We start from the raw sequence: 20,557 nt of genomic DNA, 5'->3' as shown, positions 1-20,557 counted from the left end.
GGAAACAACATGCTATTGGATGTAATTGCCCTATCTTTTCTCGTAGCATTGCTGCGAGGGGGAAGAATCAAAGAATTACCTAAGTTCAACCAAATGAAACTTCTTATCGTTACCATATTGCTGCAGTCTTGTGCAGTTTTCTTCCCTACGATCGGTGGCATTTTCATATCGATCGCGTATGTGTTTATTTTGGCCTTCCTCGTTTTTAATCGAGAATTTGAAGATATGCGGATTTTTTTAATCGGCTGGTTTCTGAATGCGATTGCAATTTGGTCTAACAATGGAAAAATGCCAATCGATTTAGTTCAAGCAGCAAAGCTTCCTTATGATTTAGAGCCTGTTATAAACGGAACGAATTTCAAGCATAGTGTATTGACGGAAAGTTCGAATTTTCCGTTTTTGACGGATGTCATTTACATGCCATCTTTCATTCCGCGGATTATTAGCATCGGCGATATTTTTATTATGTTAGGTGCCTTTTTACTTGTTCAGCGATTGATGAATAAACCGATTTCATTACTACAACTTCGCGAAGGTAAAAGTTATGCGACAAAAAACTGATTTTGCGGTTTGGATAAAAGGGATTGTTGTCCAGGTTGGATTTGTCATTGCAGCAATCTATATTTTTTACACATCTTCATCTGAATGGGCTGCTCGTGAGCATTGGGGGGTATTATCTACCTACACCCTCCTGACCATTTTTTCTTGTTTTGCTCCCGTGCGTATATCTAATACGATTTTAACAGTGAACAATGCTGTAATCTTTTCGGGTATCTTGTTGTACGGAGTCTGGGTCGGAGTATGGGCTGCTGTTATTGAATCTTTAATCATTGCTTTCCTGGTAAGGTTTAATCCGCTAAAAGCTATTATTAACATTGGGCAGTTGTTAATGACTATATGGACAGTAGCGTTTTTGAAGGATTGGATCGAGGGCTTCGGAACTGTTTCTCCCATTATTAGCGATTTGTTTTTGGCTGTTGTGTATTGGTTTGTGAACCTGACTTTATGTGGATTGGGTATCTCCTATTTTCATCAAATGACCTGGGCGCGAACCGTAAAGATGATGGCAAAAGGCTTTACCTCGACTTACTTGTTGCTTTTAATTCTTGCCGGGGTAGGTTCACGATTAGTAGAGTTATATGGTCCGTTAACACTAATTCCTATGATGATTGCGTTTATTACGATCAGCTACGTTTTTCATCATTACTATGACAATCTTCAAAGGCTTCAACAAAAAGTGGAAGAGGTCAAATCATTCAATCACAACTTCTTAACGACGATGGCTGCTTCCATTGACGCACGAGATCGATACACAAGTGGACATTCTCAGCGTGTAGCTTACTGGGGAAGAGAAATTGCGAGAGATATTGGTTTGGCCGAACGAAAAGTGGAGGATGTTTATATCGGGGGAATCCTGCACGACATTGGAAAAATTGGCATCGAAGACGAAATTCTCAATAAAAAAGGAAAGCTCACTCCAGAAGAGTATGACAAGATCAAGCAGCACACGGTCATTGGTTACGAAATCATTTTGCAAGCAGGGATGTTCAATGAATTGCTTCCTGCGATCCGCTCCCATCATGAGCGTATAGATGGAAGGGGCTATCCGGATGGTTTAGCCGGGGATGAGATTCCGCTGATGGCGAGAATTTTAGCGATTTCAGACGCTTTCGATGCGATGGTTGCGGACAGGCCTTATCGAAAAGGCTTGCCTGTGGAGGAAGCGCTTCAAGAAATCAAAAGGGGCTCCGGTACCCAATTTGATCCGATATTGGCGGAGCATTTTATTAGAATCGTTCAGCGACTGCCGTGCGATGAGTTACAGAGCATTATCGGAATAGAGTCCATCCCACAAAAACAGTTACAGGAGGCAATCAGATGAGCTGCCCCTTGTAACTGTTTTTATTCGTTTACGACCATATGCGGACGAGCTCTCTGGTTTCTAAATGGCAGGTAAGCTTGAAGACATCTGGATTGCTTAATTTCTCCCAATCGTGAAAGCCAAAGCGATTATCTATTGATTTCATGAGCAAGGCCAGTAGGCATCCGTGACTAACAAGCACAATGTTTTTATGCACGTCTGCCAAAATCTCAGTGAGCAGCGAATTTGCCCGGTTGATAGCAGTAAGACTGGATTCGCCTCCTTCAAGCTCAAGAGTCAAGTCATCGAACGTATCGCGGAGTCGCTCGAACCAATCCTCACGTGGTACTCCGCTAAGGACACGCTCGACCAAGCGCGTGTCTTCTTCAACCACGATTCTGCGTTCCTGTGCAAGTGGCTGGATGGTAGCAACCGCCCGATGATACGGACTCGAAATGATTCGATCAATGGGGGAACCAGCGAAGAAGGTGGCAAGCTCCCGAGCTTGTACTTCTCCCTTTTCCGTGAGCAAGGCTTCGGGTTCTTGGCCAGCAGCCTGACAATGACGTACCAAATAAATTGTTTTCATAATCCCTCCAACAGACTTCTCCTATGGAATTCCTCCATTCACTCATTCGTTGCCCCGGATAAGTTTCCCTTTTGATCACGAAAACGTTTATGCATAAACAGATGATGAGTATGCATAAAAACAAGACACTCTTTATACGAGAAGTGTATATTTTCATTGCGTATTCGTCTTTGAATGCGAATTAAAAAGAAATTCACAAGAAAAATAGTTGTATTTTTATTAGTTCATTTGTATAATTACTCGCATAAGAGAAACTTCGAAACGGGGAGAGAGAATGATGGCAAAAGATAAAATTGTGTTGGCCTATTCAGGCGGTTTAGATACATCGGTAGCAATTAAATGGTTGCAAGATACGTATAACTACGATGTCATTGCAGTTGCATTGGATGTAGGGGAAGGGAAAGACCTCGATTTCGTACAGAAAAAAGCATTGCAGGTAGGGGCATTGAAATCCATCGTAGTGGATGCAAAAGATGCATTCGCAGAGGAATTCGTATTGCCAGCTCTGAAGGCAAACGCGATGTACGAAGGGAAATATCCGCTAGTGTCTGCACTGTCGCGTTACCTGATTTCGCGCGTGCTGGTTGAAATCGCGGAAAAAGAAGGCGCGGTAGCTGTCGCACACGGTTGCACAGGAAAAGGAAACGACCAGGTACGTTTCGATGTTTCCTTTACAGCACTGAACCCGGATATCAAAATTGTGGCGCCGGTTCGTGAATGGGGCTGGACGCGTGACGAAGAGATCGAATATGCGAAAAAGAACAATATTCCGATCCCAATCGATCTGGACAATCCATACAGCATTGACCAAAACCTGTGGGGCAGAAGCTGCGAGTGCGGTGTTCTGGAGGATCCATGGGCTGCTCCTCCAGAAGGTGCATACGATCTGACGAAGTCGATCATGGATGCTCCAGACGAAGCAGAAGAAATCGAAATCACCTTCGTGCAAGGGAAGCCAACTGCATTGAACGGCGAAGAGCTCCCACTGGCTGAGCTGATTCTGAAGCTGAACAAGATCGCTGGAAACCATGGTGTAGGCCGTATCGACCATGTGGAAAACCGTTTGGTGGGCATCAAATCTCGCGAAGTTTACGAGACACCGGCTGCGACTACTTTGATTTTGGCACACCGTGAGCTGGAATTCTTGACCCAACCACGCGAGGTGGCTCAATTCAAACCGATTGTCGAGCAAAAACTGGCGCAAGTGATTTACGAGGGTCTTTGGTTTTCGCCAATTCGCAATGCTGTCCAGGCATTCATTGAAGAAACGCAAAAACACGTAACGGGTGTCGTACGCGTGAAGCTGCACAAAGGACATGCAATCGTTGTAGGCCGTACCTCTGCATCGTCTCTCTACAGCCATGAGCTGGCGACTTACAATGCAGGTGACCAATTCGACCACAAAGCAGCACTCGGTTTCATCAAGCTGTGGGGTCTGCCAACAAAGGTATACGCACAGGTAAACGAGGGTGTACTGCACGAGAATAAAAACACGGCCATTAAGATTTTGGATGAAAAGGATGCGATCAAGCAATGAAACTCTGGGGAGGACGCTTCACGAAGCCGACAAATCAACTCGTAGAAGAGTATACTGCTTCTATTTCTTTCGACCAGAAAATGTGGCGACAGGACATCGTTGGAAGCCTGGCTCATGTTGCCATGTTGGGCAAGTGTGGCATCCTGCCGATGGAGGAAGTAAGACAGATCATTGCTGGCTTGAAAAAAGTAAAAGAGAAAATTGAGCGCGGGCAAGCTGAGTTTCTCGTTGCGCACGAAGATGTGCACATGAATATTGAAAAGATGCTGATTGAAGAGATCGGTCCGGTGGGGGGCAAACTCCACACTGGACGCAGCCGCAATGATCAGGTTGCGTTGGATATGCACCTATACCTCAGAGAAAAGCTGATGGAGATTATCCAATTGGCGATGTATTTGCAAGAGGCATTGTTAGAGCAAGCAGGTCAGCATCTCGATACCGTCATGCCAGGCTATACACATTTGCAACGTGCGCAACCGGTATTGTTTGGCTATCACCTGATGGCGTATGTGTCCATGCTGCAACGCGATATCGAACGGATGACCGAGACGTGGAAGCGTGTGAATGTGTTGCCGCTTGGAGCAGGTGCTCTCGCAGGTACGACATTCCCGATCGACCGCACATTTGTAGCGGAATTGCTGCAATTTGACGGTATCTATCAAAACAGCATGGATGCAGTGAGTGATCGTGATTTCATTGTCGAATTTTTGGCAGACGCTTCTTTGGTCATGACTCATCTTTCCCGTCTGTGCGAAGAGCTCGTCATCTGGAGCAGTCAGGAATTCTCTTTTGTAGAGCTAGACGATGCTTTTTGCACAGGGTCTAGTATCATGCCGCAAAAGAAAAATCCTGATGTGGCAGAGCTGGTTCGCGGAAAAACAGGGCGTGTTTACGGCAATCTGTTTGGATTGTTGACCGTATTGAAAGGTTTGCCGCTGGCGTACAACAAGGATATGCAAGAAGATAAAGAGGGCATGTTTGATACGGTAGCTACCATTCATGGTGCGCTAGCGTTGCTCACGCCGATGATTAAAACGATGCAAGTCAAAACAGATCGTATGCGTCAAGCAGTAACCAATGACTTTTCCAATGCGACAGATTTGGCAGATTACCTGGTTCGCAAAGACATGCCGTTCCGTCAGGCGCATGAAGTCGTAGGGAGAACCGTTTTGTACTGCATCGAGCAGCAAAAATATCTTTTGGATCTGACCTTGGAAGAATTCCAGAGCTTCTCAGAGGCTATTGGAGCAGATGTGTATGAAGCGCTAGCTGTTGAGACCGTCGTCAATGCGCGCAACGTGCTGGGTGGAACCGCTCGTAATCAGGTAGAAGTCCAAATCGATTGGTATCGCAAGCAACTGGTAGAAACACATGCTTGGGTGGATAAAAACAGCCAAAAGGTCATGATTGAATCCCTGATCGATGTTGGTTCACCTGCATAAAAACGTACATGTATAAAAAGGAAAAACCCCATAGCTTTGGGGTTTTTTTGCGTTCTATTCTTATCTACCGACTATTTTCGAATCAAAGCCAACTGCGGTTGCATACGCGAGAGGCAACTCCATACGGGCTGTCTTTAAAGGATCGACTACCTGACAGATGCGCAAATCTCCCGCAGCGGAGAGCAGGAAGGTGGCTTCCGCCTTTTCTACGCCGAGCTCTTCGTGTAGAAATTGTACCATGTTGATGACCGCTCGATCCGCAGCCTTGTCCAGCTCTTTTTCCGACGCAATTGTGATCAAATGCTCTTGGTTGACTGCCATCGGTAACGGCCACTGTTTTCCTTTTATCACATCGAGCTTTACGGTTACTTCCCCTGCGATTTCCACACCACATACAGCAACTTCACCGTCTGCCATTGCAGCATGAAGGTCACCCAGGGCAAACAATGCGCCGGGAACATTTACGGGTAAAAGCAATGTAGTACCTTCGCGCATTTGCTTGCAGTCCATGTTACCGCCGTGATCGCCTGGCGTACCGCATGAAATGGCTTCTTTGGCAGGAGCTGTTCCAATTACGCCAATCATAGGACTGATCGGAACCTGAAGCTTGTCCGACAAGACAGCTTTTCCATCTTGTATCGGAATCATTTTAATCACATTTTCTTGCAGGTCGAAACCCATTACACCCAGTTCCGGCCCTGTAACCATTACGCCTTGATTTTTAATCTTAATTTTCTGAATATGAACAACCAAAATATCACCTGGTTCTGTTCCTTCTATATAAATAGGGCCGGAAGCAGGGTTGATCCGATTCCAATCAAGCTCTTGAAACACCGTGTCAGCCGATTGGATTTGGTCCTCGAAGCAATCGCAGGTTTCAAACGTTACGATACTGCCTGCTTCTACCTTCAAGACCGGCCGATTTTCAGGAGACATGGCATAAATTACGTCCTGCTTTTTTACTCTGTACATGGTTGCAGTCCTCCCATCCATTTTACATATATTTCTTTATCATAGCATGAAATGCCTACGTGTTTAGCGCCGATTCATGGAGGAAATAATTGTATAAAGGGATCGAAGGCCTAAAGAGAGCAGGGAGCAATCATGCAAGAGAGCTACAAGATCAGTCCCCGGCAACTATTGATGCTCGTCACCCTAGTTACCATTGGGGATTCCGTTCTCGTTCTGCCTGGAGTGACGGCTACACTCGCTAAACAGGATGCGTGGATATCTGTCCTGATCGGGCTTGTGGTGGGACTGCTCAATATTGTCTTACTCATAGCTGTGGGGAAGCTTTATCGGAATCAGAGCTTCTTTACCTTCGTTGATCAAACCGTTGGGAGAGTATTAGGAACGATCATTACCCTCACGTTTATTTGTTATACGCTGTTTTCAGCAGGGGCGCATGTGATGGAAATCGGCGACTTTGTTGGCACGCATCTATTAGTCTCGACTCCAAGATTCGCGATACAGCTATTGTTTGTCATTGTGATTATGTTTGGTGTGCGTTTGGGACTGCAAACAGTCGCAGAATCGGCAGAAATCTATTTTGTCTGGTTCTTTTTCTTTTTTGGTTTACTCATGATTACTCTTCTGCCGCAAGCGGACATGTCGAGAATTCAACCTGTATTTGAAAATGGGTGGAAGCCAATTTTGCAGGGTTCTACAGCGGCAATTGCCTTTCCTTTTTCAGAGCTGGTCATTTTTATGGCGGTTCTTCCGTTTGTCTCGCCTATCCAAAAACGTATGAGATCTTTTTTTCTGGGGACGTTGCTTGGAGGGATTGTGTTGTTCATCATCATGCTGATGTGCATCCTTGTTTTGGGGGCAGAACAGACTTCGCGGCATTTTTATCCAACCTATGTTCTTATCAAACAGCTAAAACTCGGGGATTTCATCCAGCGGCTAGAGGCGATTATCGCGGTGATTTGGTTTATCGCGGTGAGCGTCAAAATTACATTATATTGCCTGTTTTTTCATTTGGGCATCCGTCACGTCTTTCGAATCGAGAACTTCAGGGTTCTCATCCTTCCGTACATCGTTTTGCTCATGGTAATGTCTACGATTTTCTCGCCCAATATGGTTGTCTATGGCGACATCATTGCGAAGTACTGGCCATTCTATGATGTTACCTATAGCATTGGTGTACCGTTGGTGCTCCTGTGTGGGTATGCCATTCGAAAAAGGTATGGCTCGTCCATTTGAATTGGACGAGCCATAATGAATTGATCGAACATAAATTATTGGATAGATAAAGCATAGCCGTTTGTGGTGTTACCTTCAGCACCTGATTTACTCACTCGGTCAATTAAAATATAGTATTTTTGCGCAGAAAAATACATGGTAACTGATTCAGCGCCACCTACACCGTTTTTATTTGAAATGGATTCATCCAATACTTTGTTACGCGCTGCATCCCATATTTCAAATTTCAAATCCATATTGGAAGGAACGTTCAATCTAATTGTTCTTGTACCACTTGTTTTCGGGTAAAAAGCAACGTAGTCTTCATCATCAATATCCCAAATGTATCCTTGTGCGACATCCCCGATTCCTAGAACAAATCCATTTGCATCACGTTGACTCCATGTATTATTGCTTTGCTGATTTGTTTCCGTTTCCCAATACGATGCAGCAAATACAGAGGATGCCACTGTTAAACTCAAAACCAATGATGAAAGACCGACTAGAAGCTTTTTCTTCATAGTAAACCCTCCTTTTAACGACTTTATTTTACAATTTTCATAATATTCTATTTAGAAATGGTTGTAAATACAGAATTTTACATTAATTTTCATAAGATGCATGAGATGAAAGATTTTGTATCTGTTTTCAAAAAAGTAGAAGCAACTGATTCGTATATAATCAATTGCTTCTAACTGTCGATTTATTGTATTTTTTACAAGCTTAATCGAAGAATCTGTGCCACATCGTCACTCGTCAATGTTTTAAACTGACCGATCGGTCCAAACGGAGTAGCTTTTTCGGCCATGAGCTGCAAGTGCTCGTCGGTGATGCCGTAATCAGCCAATCGGGTAGGGGCACCGATACGCGCAAAGAAAGCTTCCGTAGCGGCGATCCCTTCCAAGGCGATCTCATCGTCTGTCTTGCCGGCAGGATCGACATTCCACACTTCTGTCGCGAACCGCACAAAGCGAGCGACGTTTTCACGGTACACATAGCGCATCCATTTCGGGAAGATGATTGCCAGACCGCCACCGTGCGGGATGTCGTAAATAGCACTGACAGCATGCTCAATGGAGTGGGTTGCCCAGTCTGTTGTGACCCCAACCGGGAGAGTGCCGTTCAATGCCATTGTTCCGCAGTACAGGATGTTGGCGCGGGCATCGTAGTCTTCCGGATTGGTGAGGACGCGTTCTGCATTTTCGATGACGGTCTTCATGATCGACTCGGCAAAACGTGTTTGCAGTGGAATTTCGGCTGTATGCGTGAAATACTGCTCGAATACATGGGACAAAATGTCGCTGATTCCGTAGATCGTTTGGTCGCGAGGTACGCTAAACGTATGCTCAGGATCCAGAATCGAAAACGCCGGAAACGTCGTGCCAGCTCCATGCTTTTCTTGTGTCTCCCAGTTGGTGATGACACTTCCCCGATTCATTTCAGAACCAGTAGCAGCAAGTGTCAGTACGGTACCGAGGGGCAGAGCCTCTTGTGCGACCGCTTTGCGCGTATAAAAATCCCAAACATCTCCCTCGTAAGGCACACCAATCGCGACTGCTTTGGCCGCGTCGATTACACTACCACCACCTACAGCGAGTATCCAATTGACACCCTCTTGGCGGCATAACTCAATTCCTTTGTTAACGGTACTCAGACGTGGATTTGGCTCCACTCCGGGCAACTCATGCACGCGGCAGCCCGCAGACTGGAGAAGAAAAATCACTTTGTCGTAGAGACCAGTTCGCTTTATACTGCCACCACCATATACCAAAAGAACGGTGGGACCTAGCAGTCGTGCTTTTTCCTCGAGCTGGGCCAATTGACCCCGTCCAAAAATCAGCTGTGTCGGGTTATGGTAAACAAAATTTTCCACGTTGATAACCAGCTCCTTTTTTATGATGACCTCTTATCACACTCATTGTAGCCAACTGTTTTCCATGATGCTAGGCGGGAATGTGCAATCTTATTATCTCCCTAATTCGTGACAGTTGTTAACAATCGAAGCTGTTTCGACAAGAAATGAGAGATTTAGTGGATACCATCCGTGAATCGTGGTGGTATAATGGATAAGATGGGAAATCCCGCTGTTTTTCAGCAAGGTATGGCAGCGCTTGCTAGTGGGTAGAGGGGTTTTGTCGATTTTACCGTTAACAAAAAATCAGGATCAAGATACATAGACAAGGATCTGACGAAGTAGGATGTGATTGGCTTGATCGAAATGTTCGATGTATGGAAAACATACCCGAATGGAACCAATGCTTTGAAAGGTATCAACATTCGGATTGAGAAAGGTGAATTTGTGTACGTAGTAGGCCCCAGTGGTGCGGGTAAATCTACGTTTATCAAATTGATGTACCGTGAAGAGAAGCCGACGAAAGGACAAATCTTTCTGGGTGGCTTCAATGTCAGCAGAATCAAAGAGCGTCAAATACCATTAGTCCGCCGCAGTATCGGTGTCGTGTTCCAAGACTTCAAGCTGCTGCCGACGTTAACCGTTTTCGAAAATGTCGCATTTGCGATGGAAGTAATCGAGAGCAATCCGAAACAAATCAAGCCGCGCGTGATGGATGTTTTGGGTCTCGTAAAGCTCAAGCATAAAGCCAAAATGCTACCAAGCGAGCTGTCCGGTGGTGAGCAGCAACGGGTTGCCTTGGCGCGCGCATTGGTGAATAGTCCGGGAATTATTATCGCGGACGAGCCAACGGGGAACCTGGACCCAGAGACCTCTTGGGAAATCATGAAGCTTTTTGAAGAAATTAATCAGCGTGGAACGACAGTCGTTATGGCTACCCACAATAGAGAAATTGTAAACACCATGAGAAAACGGGTGGTTGCGATCGAAGCAGGCCAAATTGCCCGTGATGAGCAGAGAGGGGAATACGGTTATGAAGATTAGGACGCTGGGGCGCCATGTCCGTGAAGGGGTCAAAAACCTCGGGCGGAACGGCTGGATGTCGTTCGCTTCAATTAGTGCCGTGACCATTACTCTCTTTATCTTGGGAGTTTTCCTCATTCTGGCGATGAACGTCAATTACTTTGCGCAAACCGTGGAAAAGCAGGTAGAAATCCGCGTCTTCATGGACTTGCTAGCGACAAAAGAAAACATCACACAGGTTGAGAACAACATCAAGAAGCTTCCGCAAGTGGAGTCCGTTTCATTCATACCGAAAGACGAAGGACTGAAGAAATTTAAAGAGAGCCTTGGTGAAAAAGCGTATTTGTTTGAAGGATTGGAGGAAAGCAATCCTCTGCCGGATGCGTTTACCGTAAAAACGAAGCAACCGCAAGACACTGCTGCTGTTGCTGCTCAAATTAAAAATATCCAGTATGTCAAAAGCCTAACTTACGGGGAAGGCACTGTGGACAAACTGTTTTCCTTGACAGGAGCAGTTCGTAATGTCGGGATTGCCTTTATTATTGGACTTGGTTTTACCGCGATGTTCTTGATTGCCAACACGATTAAGCTGACAATTGTGGCACGTCGCAGAGAGATTGAAATCATGAAGCTGGTTGGTGCCACGAACTGGTTTATCCGTTGGCCATTCTTTGTGGAAGGGCTCATGATGGGTGTGGCAGGGGCATTGATTCCAACCATTATGTTAATGGTTGGGTATTACTACCTCCTGGATGCCATTCACTCCAGTTTTGAAGCTTCCCAACTGTTTAAACTGTTGCCGCTATTCCCGCTCGTGTATCAAGTGGCGTTGGCTTTGCTGGCGATTGGTGCATTCATCGGGATTTGGGGAAGTTTGGTGTCCGTACGTCGCTTCTTGCGAGTTTAATAATTTGAAGAGCGTGGGAGGAGTATCATGAGAAAGAGAATCCTGCTAGCACTCGTAATCACTGGGCTTGTAGTCGGTACGGTGCTCCCGACGAATGTGAGCTTGGCTGCGCCTAGTAAGGCCTCTTTGGACAAGATTAATCGAGAGCTAAAAGAAATCCAAAAGAAGAAGAAAAGCCAGCAGCAGCAAATGAAGAAGACAGAAGAACAGATCAATGTCGTGCAAAAAGAGAAAAAGGGCTTGGAAACGCAATTGATGCAAATCGATTTGCGTCGCAACGATACACAGAAAAAGCTGGACAAGCTTGAGCAGCAAATGGAAGATACCAAGGAAAAAGCAGCAAACGCGCAGGATAAGCTGGATGAGGCAAAGGATCGCGTGGCGAAAAGGGATGCTTTGCTCAGAACACGTGTGACTTCCATGTACGAACGCGGTACGGTCTCCTATTTGGATGTCCTTCTCGGTTCCTCTGACTTTGGGGACTTTTTGACGCGTATGCAGGCCTTGCAGCTTATTTTGGAGCAGGACACGCGTATTTTAGAGGATAACATTCGCGATAAGGAAACCATCGAGACCAAAAAGAAAGAAATTGATCATCAGCTGACCGTGTACGCTGGGATGTTCGATGAGGCTGAGGAGCTCAAAGTCGAATTGGACAAGCAGTACAAGCAAAGTTTAGTGGTCAAGGCTGAACTGGATAAAAAAGAATCTGCTCTTGAAGTGGATTTGGAGCAGTATGGGCAGGAGCTTTTGGCTATCACCAAACAAGAAGCAGCCAAATATTCGGAGCGAGTACGTGCGCTGAGCGCATCCAGTACAGGCTACAAGGGTGGAAAGTTTGGTTTGCCTGTCGCAAATGGGCAATTCCGCTTCACTTCAGGCTTCGGAGTGCGGTCAGACCCGTTTACAGGCCGTTCAGCTGGGCATAATGGTGTAGATATGGCAGCACGGAAGGGAACGCCAATTTTGGCTGCGGCTGACGGAATTGTTCTCTTTGCAGGATATAACGGCGGCTTCGGGAATACAGTAATGATCAAGCATAACGCAGAATATACCACTTTGTACGGTCATATTCGCGAGGGAGGTATCAAGGTTTCAGTTGGGCAATCCGTATCGAGAGGTCAAAAGATCGCAGAGGTAGGATCAACAGGTCGCTCAACCGGAAATCACGTGCACTTTACCGTCTATAAAAATGACGTAGCAGTTAACCCAATGCCGTACTTGAAGTAGACCCTCGTGCGACCAGACAAATATTGTGAACGGAACATGCATACACTAGCAGCATATCTTTTTCCGGTAGCACAAAGGATGGTGACGTAACAGTGAGATGGAAAGGACGTACCGTAATCGCGCTTGTACTCATCTCCATGGTAGCCAGTAGTTTTGTTACGATGGCGATCATGAAGACATCGGCTAGCGCCAGTTCGAGTCAAGGTGGGGCTTTAACAGCATCCAGCATGGCGCTGTTTTCTGGAAGCGGAGATTATCCGAAAGAGTTCCAGAAGCTGTACGAGGCGTTTTCAGCAATCAAGAAAGATTACATCCAAAATGTCACCACTGAGCAGTTAGTAGAGGGTGCAATTGGCGGAATGGTCGGGTCGCTTGAAGATCCGTATAGTGATTACATGGACCCTCGCTCTGCTGAGGAGTTCACATCTACCCTACACTCGACTTTCCAAGGGATCGGGACAGAGGTAACGATGCAAAATGGTCGGGTAACGGTTGTTTCCCCATTCAAAAACTCCCCAGCGGAGCGTGCGGGGCTGCGTCCAAACGACCAAATTTTGAGCGTAAATGATGAATCCCTTGAAGGATTGGACCTGCATCAGGCAGTGACGAAGATTCGTGGTCCAAAAGGAACGAAGGCGGTTCTCAAAGTAGTGAGAGCCGGAGTACCAGAACCTCTTACCATTGTGTGTGTACGTGACGATATTCCGATTGAGACGGTAAACAGTCAGATCATCGAGAAGAACGGTGTTAAAGTAGGTGTAATTAACCTTACCCAATTCTCTACAGACACAGCTAAGCACTTCAAAGAACAGCTGGCTGCTCTTGAGCAGAAGGGGATTGGCGGTCTGGTAATTGACGTTCGAGGCAATCCGGGTGGGTATTTGCTGGCTGTGAAAGAAATCGGTGAAGTCCTCGTACCGAAAAAAGGCAAGATCGTACAAATCGAGTATGGAAATGGCGGACAGCAAAAAGAAGAGTATTTCTCGACTACAGAAGCTGCCAAGCCTTATCCAATCTCGGTACTGATTAATGGCGGAAGCGCCAGTGCATCGGAGATTCTCGCGGGTGCTCTGCGCGATAGCGGCAGCTACAAGCTGGTCGGTGAGAAGACCTTTGGTAAAGGAACCGTTCAGAGTACCATGGAAATGAACGACAAGAGCCAATTGAAGCTGACGATTGCCAAGTGGATCACACCGAGTGGGGATTGGGTCCATAAAAAAGGCATTAAGCCAGACTTTGAAGTCAAGCAACCTGATTATTTCAACGCAACTCTGCTGCCGGCAGATAAAGTATTGCAGCGCGACATGGCTGGTACTGACGTGAAAAACCTGCAGCTCATCCTGAAAGGCTTGAATCTGTCCCCAGGACGAGAAGATGGCTATTTTGATGAAAAGACAGAGGAAGCAATCAAGCAGTTCCAAACCTCCAGCAAACTTGAGGTAACTGGCAAAGTAGACGCGAAGACACGCTCTTCGCTGGAAGAAAGTCTCCGTAAAACGATGACGAAGCCAGAGAATGATCTGCAATTGCAAAAAGCTCTGGATGTAGTCACGGGCAAGTAATGAATAATCAAGAAAATGGAAGCAGGTAATTCCCTGCTACCCGTAGAAATGATAACCACGGCAAATCAAATGCCGTGGTTTTTCTTTCCTTTAGTTGAGGTGAGGCAATTGGCGATACAGGCAGATATGCTTACCATTGCATATGGCTTTGCCGCATTTTTTATTAATCCTGTCTTCTATCTCTTTCTGGTTTTTATTTATTTGCATTATCGCAGACAGATGAATCTGGAAAGACAGCTTTTTTCTGCACGCATTCAGTCCCCTTTGCTCTCAACGATACGGGCTGTAGGGATGGGCTTGGTGGGAGGCTTGCTGATTTCTCTTCTTAGTGCAGGACTCGGCGTGGTCGTGCAAGCACAGGATTTGTGGATACTATGGGGATTGGCACTCATCTTGGCGCTGATTCGTTTACGATTTCTCTGTTTCGCATATGCTGCCGGGATTTTGGCGATTTTACACGCGATCACACTGGTTATTCCACCGGTTACGGATGTTCCAGGATTGAGCTATATCTGGGAAATGATTCGTCAGGCGAAACCATTGCCATTGCTTGCGTTAGTTGCGATCATGCATCTAATTGAAGCGATGCTCGTACGCTGGAATGGCGGGCGGGACGCTTCTCCACTGTTCGTGGAAGGGCAGCGTGGTCGGATTGTCGGTGCCTATTTGCTTCATTCTTTTTGGCTGACTCCAGCCGTGCTGTTCGTACAGATGGAGCCAGGTGCTATCAGTGGTGCGTTGTATCCGGGGTGGCCGTTCTTTTCGCCCGAAGCCGCTTCTTTCGGACTGATGCTTCTGCCCACAGTGACCGGATTCTCTGATATGACGCAAACGATGACTCCGTATAGAAAAGCAACGCAGGTTGCAAAAAATTTGACGCTGTATGCGCTCATTTTGTTGGGATTGTGTGCTCTGACTGTATGGTTTTATCCGTTGATCATGCTGACCGCGATCTTTGCACTATTCGGTCATGAGGCGCTGTTTTTCTGGAGTCAGTATCAAGAAAGAAAGCGTACGCCTTATTTCATCCAGTCTTCGCGCGGTGTAAAAGTAATGGGTGTCATTCCGGGAACGAGAGCAGAGGAAATCGGAATTACGCCCGGTGAGATTATCGTGAAAGTAAATGGCATTTCGGTGCGGGAAAAAGAAGATTTATATCCAGCACTACAAGCCAATCCTGCCTTTTGTAAAATGGAAGTACTCACGCATGAAGGTGAGCTGAAGTTCGTACAGTGTGCGGTCTATGCGGGCAATCATCACCAACTGGGGATCATTGTGGTTCCAGATGCAAATACCCGTGCATTTGTTGATTTGAAACGCGCCAGTGTAGTCGAGCTGATCAAGCAAAAGCTGGAGAAGCTGAATGTAGGAGCATAAGGATAGTTGGGAGAAGGTATGCAGGCAAACGTGCATACCTTCTTTTTTTCGAGATAAGCTTGTCCAATGGGAAACTTACTGGTAGCTGTTGCGTCTCAATGTAGGAGGAAAAAAGAGGGAGTGGGTTCGGTGTTGAAGGTAAAAAGAACGGTCTCGTGGTTTTTGTCGGGTACATTAGCTGCTGCCACGGTTTTTGCCGCACCCTTATCAGGAGCAGGCGCAACGACAACTGTGACCGTAGCACAGGCCCAATCGGTTGTAGCTGTACCGATGCATGTGACGAAAGGTGTCCAAAAGCTAGTCAAGCTTTTGCCGGAGCTGTCTTCGCGCTTTGTCGTTTACGGTGGCGATGTAGATGGACCTGGTGTTAGCGGGGTAGTGGTCACTTTTGCACAGTCTGCTGCTGAGGCTGATTCGTCTATGGATGATGCGATTTTTGACGGACAGACAGGGGAGTTGCTCCGACTGAATCTTACCCCGAAAGCAGCAACAAAGCCTGCCTACCCGACTGAGCAGCAAGCCAAAGCACGTGCGCTGGCTTTTGTCGCTGGATTGCAGGGGACTGGCACAGGAAACACCTATCAAGCGCGAGAGGTTTATAAAAATAAGGATTTATTGACGGTTCGACTGGTGCGAGTCCTGAATAATGTGGTGCTCGATGACGATTATGATTGTCTCGTCAGTTTTGATGCATCGGGAAGAATCGTTTGGTTTTCCACGTTTGATGGCAGGCTATACGAAAAAGTAAGTCCCTCTTCCCTCCCATCTCCGCAGCGTGTCATCTCCTCCGAACTAGCTGTACGAAAGTGGCAAGAAAGCCGGCCATTAGAACTTGTTTATTTATTGCCCATTCATCATCAAAGCGAACAGGTAGAAGCAAAGCTCGCTTATGTCCTGAAAAATGGAGTCATAGCGCAACAACATACAGGTAGTGCATTGGATGCCTTCAGTGGCAAACGATTGGTAACAGCGAATTCCCGAGCGACAACCAACCCGGCTCAGACCATCAATGTGACTGGAACAGGTGAGAAATGGGTAGCGCAAACAGAGACACAAGCGCGTGATTTGTTACGCATATTGTTTAGACTCGAAACAGAAAAGCTGCCGCTGTCCGTCTACGAAGCGAGTTACGATAATGGCCCAGCCCTTCGCTATTTCATTTGGGGGAATTTTGGTGAGGGGGTTCCCGATGCTGACAAAATATCTCGAATGGCTACCTTTCCTGAGGGAAGCACAAACGGTGAGCAGCATCATCTCCTCGTGACGGATGCAAAGACTGGTGAACTGCTTGCATTTTCCACAAAGGTGAATAATCCGCAATGGTCTCATGTGAAAACGGATAAGAAGCGGGATCGGATGGAAGCGGATAAGCTTTTGAAAAGACTGACTCCGTCTGGAAACAATCAGATCCAAATAACGGAGGATGGAGATGAAAGGTACACCTCGATCATAGCTGATCCCCTTGTAAACGGCATTCCAGTTTATGGGGTCAATCAGAGTGTGGAGAACGGGATGTATACGATTCGGATCGATTCATGGACGGGTACATGGGATCAGGTGAGCATAAACAAACCGGCCAGTGTCAAATACCCGGCCCGTTCTCAAGCCCTTAAAGAACAAGTGGCCATGACCCGATTACTGCAAACCTATCCACTTGAGCTGACCTATATCCACCAGCCAGATTATAAGAAAAACACGATTACCTGGAAGCTCGGCTATGACCTTTCGTTTCGCCAAACTCGCTCGCATTGCTTCTGCGGGGGAGAATCTAAAGTAGATGATACATTTTATGTGGATGCGATAACCGGAAAAGTGATTGTAAACGAATAGGAACTTGTAAAAGAAAAAGCCGCCTTCTCCGATTTCGAAGATGTGCGGCTTTTTGTATAGGATTCTAGGCAGTTGCTTCGAATCCTGTGATTTGATTGAGAGCGACTTTCTTATCATCCTGGAGAACGAATTCGACGACTCCGTTTTTCATGCTGACAGCTTTGACCACTCCGGAAAGAGGAGTATTGGTAGTGGTGCCGTCCGGGTTTGTCTGAGACTGGTTGTACGTGATGTTGTAGCCGATCATTTGCGCATAGGCAAGCGAGTTGCCCATTGTTCTGTTTTCAGGTTTCACCGTCATGCCTACGATTTCTTCGGCTTTTACGGTTGATCCATTATCCAGTTGGAATTGCGCGGTACCGTTTTTGGTGGTAAAGCCAGTGATGACGCCATTCAAGATTTCATCAACCTTGGAAATGTCGTTTTTGGTATCTGGATTGCCATCCCGGTCGACTTCCTTTGTTACTTTATAGGAAATCTCACGACCGATCATTTCCATGTACTTCACGCTGTTGTCGAGCGTATTGCCGGCCAGACCTTGCGATTCCAATCCGGAGACGTCTGCCAGCGGAATCGGTGTCGATTCGCCTGCGATACGGAAGTAGATTTTGCCTTGATCCATGTAGACGGCATCAAGTACGCCTTCTTTCTTCTCCGTCTTCGTTTCTCCCGTCATCTCGTCTTTTGTAGTGAGGGAATACGAAGCAGTACGACCTACCAGCTTTTCATACTTATCCAAAGTGACCATGCTGTTGTTCGATTGCTCCATCAGCGTGGTCATTTTTGTGATTTTTTCTACCATGGTCAGCATACTTGTTTGCTGGATGAACTGAGAGTTGTCCATGGGGGACATAGGGTCCTGATGCTTTAACTGCTCCAGCATGAGCTTCATAAAGGCATTTTGGTCGAGCTCCGTGCTGAATTCCTTTTTGCCTTTATAGCTCATATGCGGTTGTATATAAGGGTTATTTTTGACGGTTGTTCCGTTATCTGACATGTCAATCCTCCCTGAAGGTGGCGAGTCTATCTGCGTATGTTTGTACTTCCCTCATCTTATATCGGAAAAATCGGTGGAAAGATGAAGACAAACGTTTGTTCGAATTTTGGGCTTAAACTAGCCGGAATTGTGTTATAATGGAAGTAGAAACAGTCATGCTATGAGGAGATGAAAGAGGGAATGGAGCGTTTTGAATTGGTATCGGAGTTTCAACCGTCCGGTGACCAGCCAACCGCCATTGCCGAGCTGGTGGCAGGGTTACAGGCTGGCAAGCGACACCAGACATTGCTGGGTGCGACGGGAACGGGAAAGACTTATACGGCTGCCCAGGTAATTGCTCAGGTGAACAGGCCAACACTCGTGATGGCACACAACAAAACTCTGGCCGCGCAGCTTTGTGCAGAGTTTAAGGAGTTTTTCCCGAACAACGCGGTGGAATACTTCGTCAGCTACTACGATTACTATCAACCCGAAGCATACATTCCCCAATCGGATACGTTTATTGAAAAAGACTCGAGCATTAACGACGAGATCGACAAGCTCCGTCACTCCGCTACCAGTGCGCTGTTTGAACGCCGAGATGTGATCATCGTTGCCTCCGTCTCCTGCATTTACGGATTGGGTTCGCCCGAGGAGTATCGGGAGCTGCTCTTGTCTTTGCGTGTTGGTATGGAAACAGGACGGGACGAGATATTGCATCGTCTGGTCGATATCCAGTACACACGCAACGACATCAACTTCACGCGCGGTACGTTCCGTGTGCGGGGTGACGTCGTGGAGATTTTCCCTGCCTCAGAGAGTGAGCAGGCGATTCGCGTTGAGTTTTTTGGAGATGAAATTGAGCGGATTACTTCGATTGACGTGCTGACCGGCGAAATTTTGGGACAGCGTGATCACATTGCCATCTTCCCTAAATCTCACTATGTGACGCGCGAGGAGAAAATGAAGCTGGCTGTCCAAAGCATTGAGGCCGAGCTGGAAGAACGACTGAAAGAATTCCGTGATGCGGGCAAACTCCTGGAAGCACAGCGACTAGAGCAACGCACACGGTACGATATTGAGATGATGATGGAGATGGGCTTTTGCTCCGGAATTGAAAACTACTCGCGCCATCTGACGGGACTGCCTGCCGGGCATGCTCCGTATACCTTGCTGGATTACTTCCCAGAAGATTTTATCGTCATGATGGATGAGTCGCATATGACCTTGCCACAGGTGCGAGGGATGTATAACGGTGACCGCGCACGGAAGGATGTACTGGTCGAACACGGATTCCGTCTGCCCTCTGCACGCGATAACCGCCCACTCAAGTTCGAGGAGTTTGAAGCAAAGCTAAAACAAGCGATCTACATTTCGGCTACACCTGGTCTTTATGAGCTGGAACACAGTCCGGAAATGGTGCAGCAGGTGATTCGTCCGACAGGCTTGATTGATCCAACGATTACGGTACGTCCGATCAAAGGACAGATAGACGATTTGATTGGCGAAATTCAAGCCACGATTGCGAAAAATGAGCGAGTTCTCGTCACGACTCTGACGAAGAAAATGTCTGAGGATTTGACGGACTATCTGAAAGAAATCGGAATCAAGGTCCGCTATCTTCACTCGGATATTAAAACGATTGAGCGGATGCAGATTTTACGCTCATTGCGTTTAGGTGAGTTTGATGTGCTGGTCGGGATCAACCTTTTGCGGGAAGGTCTGGACTTGCCGGAAGTATCACTCGTGGCGATTTTGGATGCAGACAAGGAAGGCTTCCTTCGCAATGAGCGCTCGTTGATTCAGACAATCGGTCGGGCTGCGCGGAACGCTGAGGGACGCGTTATCATGTACGCGGACAAAATGACAGATTCGATGGCCTCTGCGATTCGAGAGACAGAACGTCGTCGATCCATTCAGATGGCATACAATGAGGAGCACGGCATCACGCCGCAAACCGTGAAAAAGTCCGTCCGCGATGTAATCGAGGCTACCAAGGTAGCGGAGGAAAAAGCGGATTACTTGCCACATGCGGACTTCAAAAAAATGCCGAAGAAGGATCGCGTTGCTGTCATAGAACGTATGGAAGAAGAAATGAAAGAAGCAGCACGCAACCTCATGTTCGAGCGTGCGGCCGAATTGCGTGATTTGATTCTTGAGCTGAAGGCGGAACTCTAAGGAGAGGTT

Annotated in this window: 17 protein-coding genes; 12 read left to right on the top strand and 5 right to left on the bottom strand. The window is 46.8% G+C overall.

Translation table 11 applies throughout. From position 1 onward, the window contains the following. The first annotated feature begins 9 nt into the window (after window positions 1-9). Together BBR47_RS26515 and BBR47_RS26510 are read left to right on the top strand one after the other, a co-directional pair. On the top strand, window positions 10-561 hold the full coding sequence (locus BBR47_RS26515) for a DUF5317 domain-containing protein (RefSeq protein WP_015893522.1): 552 nt from the start codon (window positions 10-12) through the stop codon (window positions 559-561). Next, window positions 545-1,882 carry an HD-GYP domain-containing protein gene (locus BBR47_RS26510; RefSeq protein WP_015893521.1) on the top strand — a complete coding sequence of 446 codons (1,338 nt, stop codon included), beginning with the start codon at window positions 545-547 and terminating at the stop codon, window positions 1,880-1,882. Before BBR47_RS26515 ends, BBR47_RS26510 begins: the two co-directional genes overlap by 17 nt. A gap of 28 nt (window positions 1,883-1,910) precedes the next feature. Here BBR47_RS26510 and BBR47_RS26505 read toward each other — a convergent pair whose 3' ends face one another. After that, window positions 1,911-2,450: a histidine phosphatase family protein gene (locus BBR47_RS26505; RefSeq protein ID WP_015893520.1), complete on the bottom strand. Its 540-nt coding sequence runs from the start codon at window positions 2,448-2,450 to the stop codon at window positions 1,911-1,913. A gap of 277 nt (window positions 2,451-2,727) precedes the next feature. On the opposite strand from BBR47_RS26505, the gene BBR47_RS26500 reads away from it, so the two are divergent. After that, on the top strand, window positions 2,728-3,987 hold the full coding sequence (locus BBR47_RS26500) for an argininosuccinate synthase (RefSeq protein WP_015893518.1): 1,260 nt from the start codon (window positions 2,728-2,730) through the stop codon (window positions 3,985-3,987). Beyond that, a complete protein-coding gene (gene argH / locus BBR47_RS26495) occupies window positions 3,984-5,429 on the top strand; it encodes an argininosuccinate lyase (protein ID WP_015893517.1) in 1,446 nt (481 codons plus the stop codon). The genes BBR47_RS26500 and argH overlap by 4 nt, the downstream gene beginning before the upstream one ends. A 60-nt stretch (window positions 5,430-5,489) precedes the next feature. Here argH and BBR47_RS26490 read toward each other — a convergent pair whose 3' ends face one another. Next, window positions 5,490-6,401 (bottom strand): acetamidase/formamidase family protein, encoded by a 912-nt coding sequence (locus tag BBR47_RS26490; protein WP_015893516.1) that lies wholly within the window; start codon window positions 6,399-6,401, stop codon window positions 5,490-5,492. A 132-nt stretch (window positions 6,402-6,533) separates the two neighbouring features. On the opposite strand from BBR47_RS26490, the gene BBR47_RS26485 reads away from it, so the two are divergent. Then, window positions 6,534-7,634, top strand: coding sequence for a GerAB/ArcD/ProY family transporter (locus tag BBR47_RS26485; protein ID WP_015893515.1), 1,101 nt, complete (start codon window positions 6,534-6,536; stop codon window positions 7,632-7,634). 35 nt (window positions 7,635-7,669) lie between these two features. On the opposite strand, the gene BBR47_RS26480 is transcribed toward BBR47_RS26485, so the two are convergent. Then, the gene (locus tag BBR47_RS26480) at window positions 7,670-8,134 is read right to left on the bottom strand and encodes a hypothetical protein (RefSeq protein WP_015893514.1); all 465 of its coding nucleotides are present in this window, start codon (window positions 8,132-8,134) and stop codon (window positions 7,670-7,672) included. A 194-nt stretch (window positions 8,135-8,328) separates the two neighbouring features. Beyond that, window positions 8,329-9,486 (bottom strand): iron-containing alcohol dehydrogenase, encoded by a 1,158-nt coding sequence (locus BBR47_RS26475; protein WP_015893512.1) that lies wholly within the window; start codon window positions 9,484-9,486, stop codon window positions 8,329-8,331. Between the two features lie 336 nt (window positions 9,487-9,822). Between BBR47_RS26475 and ftsE the strand changes: the two genes are divergently transcribed. From ftsE to BBR47_RS26445, 6 genes are all read left to right on the top strand, one after another. Further along, window positions 9,823-10,509 carry a cell division ATP-binding protein FtsE gene (gene ftsE, locus BBR47_RS26470; RefSeq protein WP_015893511.1) on the top strand — a complete coding sequence of 229 codons (687 nt, stop codon included), beginning with the start codon at window positions 9,823-9,825 and terminating at the stop codon, window positions 10,507-10,509. Continuing rightward, window positions 10,499-11,395: a permease-like cell division protein FtsX gene (ftsX, locus tag BBR47_RS26465; protein WP_015893510.1), complete on the top strand. Its 897-nt coding sequence runs from the start codon at window positions 10,499-10,501 to the stop codon at window positions 11,393-11,395. The genes ftsE and ftsX overlap by 11 nt, the downstream gene beginning before the upstream one ends. A 27-nt stretch (window positions 11,396-11,422) precedes the next feature. Then, on the top strand, window positions 11,423-12,625 hold the full coding sequence (locus BBR47_RS26460; RefSeq protein ID WP_015893509.1) for a murein hydrolase activator EnvC family protein: 1,203 nt from the start codon (window positions 11,423-11,425) through the stop codon (window positions 12,623-12,625). Window positions 12,626-12,717: 92 nt separating this feature from the next. Next, complete coding sequence (locus BBR47_RS26455) at window positions 12,718-14,187, top strand: S41 family peptidase (RefSeq protein WP_041749679.1); 1,470 nt, start codon at window positions 12,718-12,720, stop codon at window positions 14,185-14,187. 15 nt (window positions 14,188-14,202) lie between these two features. Further along, window positions 14,203-15,564 carry a PDZ domain-containing protein gene (locus BBR47_RS26450; RefSeq protein ID WP_041749678.1) on the top strand — a complete coding sequence of 454 codons (1,362 nt, stop codon included), beginning with the start codon at window positions 14,203-14,205 and terminating at the stop codon, window positions 15,562-15,564. A gap of 129 nt (window positions 15,565-15,693) precedes the next feature. Beyond that, a complete protein-coding gene (locus BBR47_RS26445; protein ID WP_015893506.1) occupies window positions 15,694-17,394 on the top strand; it encodes a hypothetical protein in 1,701 nt (566 codons plus the stop codon). 64 nt (window positions 17,395-17,458) lie between these two features. Here the strand turns inward: BBR47_RS26445 and BBR47_RS26440 are convergent, their stop codons facing one another. After that, window positions 17,459-18,391 (bottom strand): flagellar hook assembly protein FlgD, encoded by a 933-nt coding sequence (locus BBR47_RS26440; protein WP_015893505.1) that lies wholly within the window; start codon window positions 18,389-18,391, stop codon window positions 17,459-17,461. A gap of 180 nt (window positions 18,392-18,571) precedes the next feature. Between BBR47_RS26440 and uvrB the strand changes: the two genes are divergently transcribed. After that, complete coding sequence (gene uvrB, locus BBR47_RS26435; RefSeq protein ID WP_015893504.1) at window positions 18,572-20,548, top strand: excinuclease ABC subunit UvrB; 1,977 nt, start codon at window positions 18,572-18,574, stop codon at window positions 20,546-20,548. The last annotated feature ends 9 nt before the right edge of the window (window positions 20,549-20,557 follow it).

This window comes from Brevibacillus brevis NBRC 100599, from assembly GCF_000010165.1.
GTDB classification, from domain to species: Bacteria; Bacillota; Bacilli; order Brevibacillales; family Brevibacillaceae; genus Brevibacillus; species Brevibacillus brevis_D.
The sequence above is the reverse complement of the archived record's forward strand: the minus strand, read 5'-3'. Positions and strand labels throughout refer to the sequence as shown.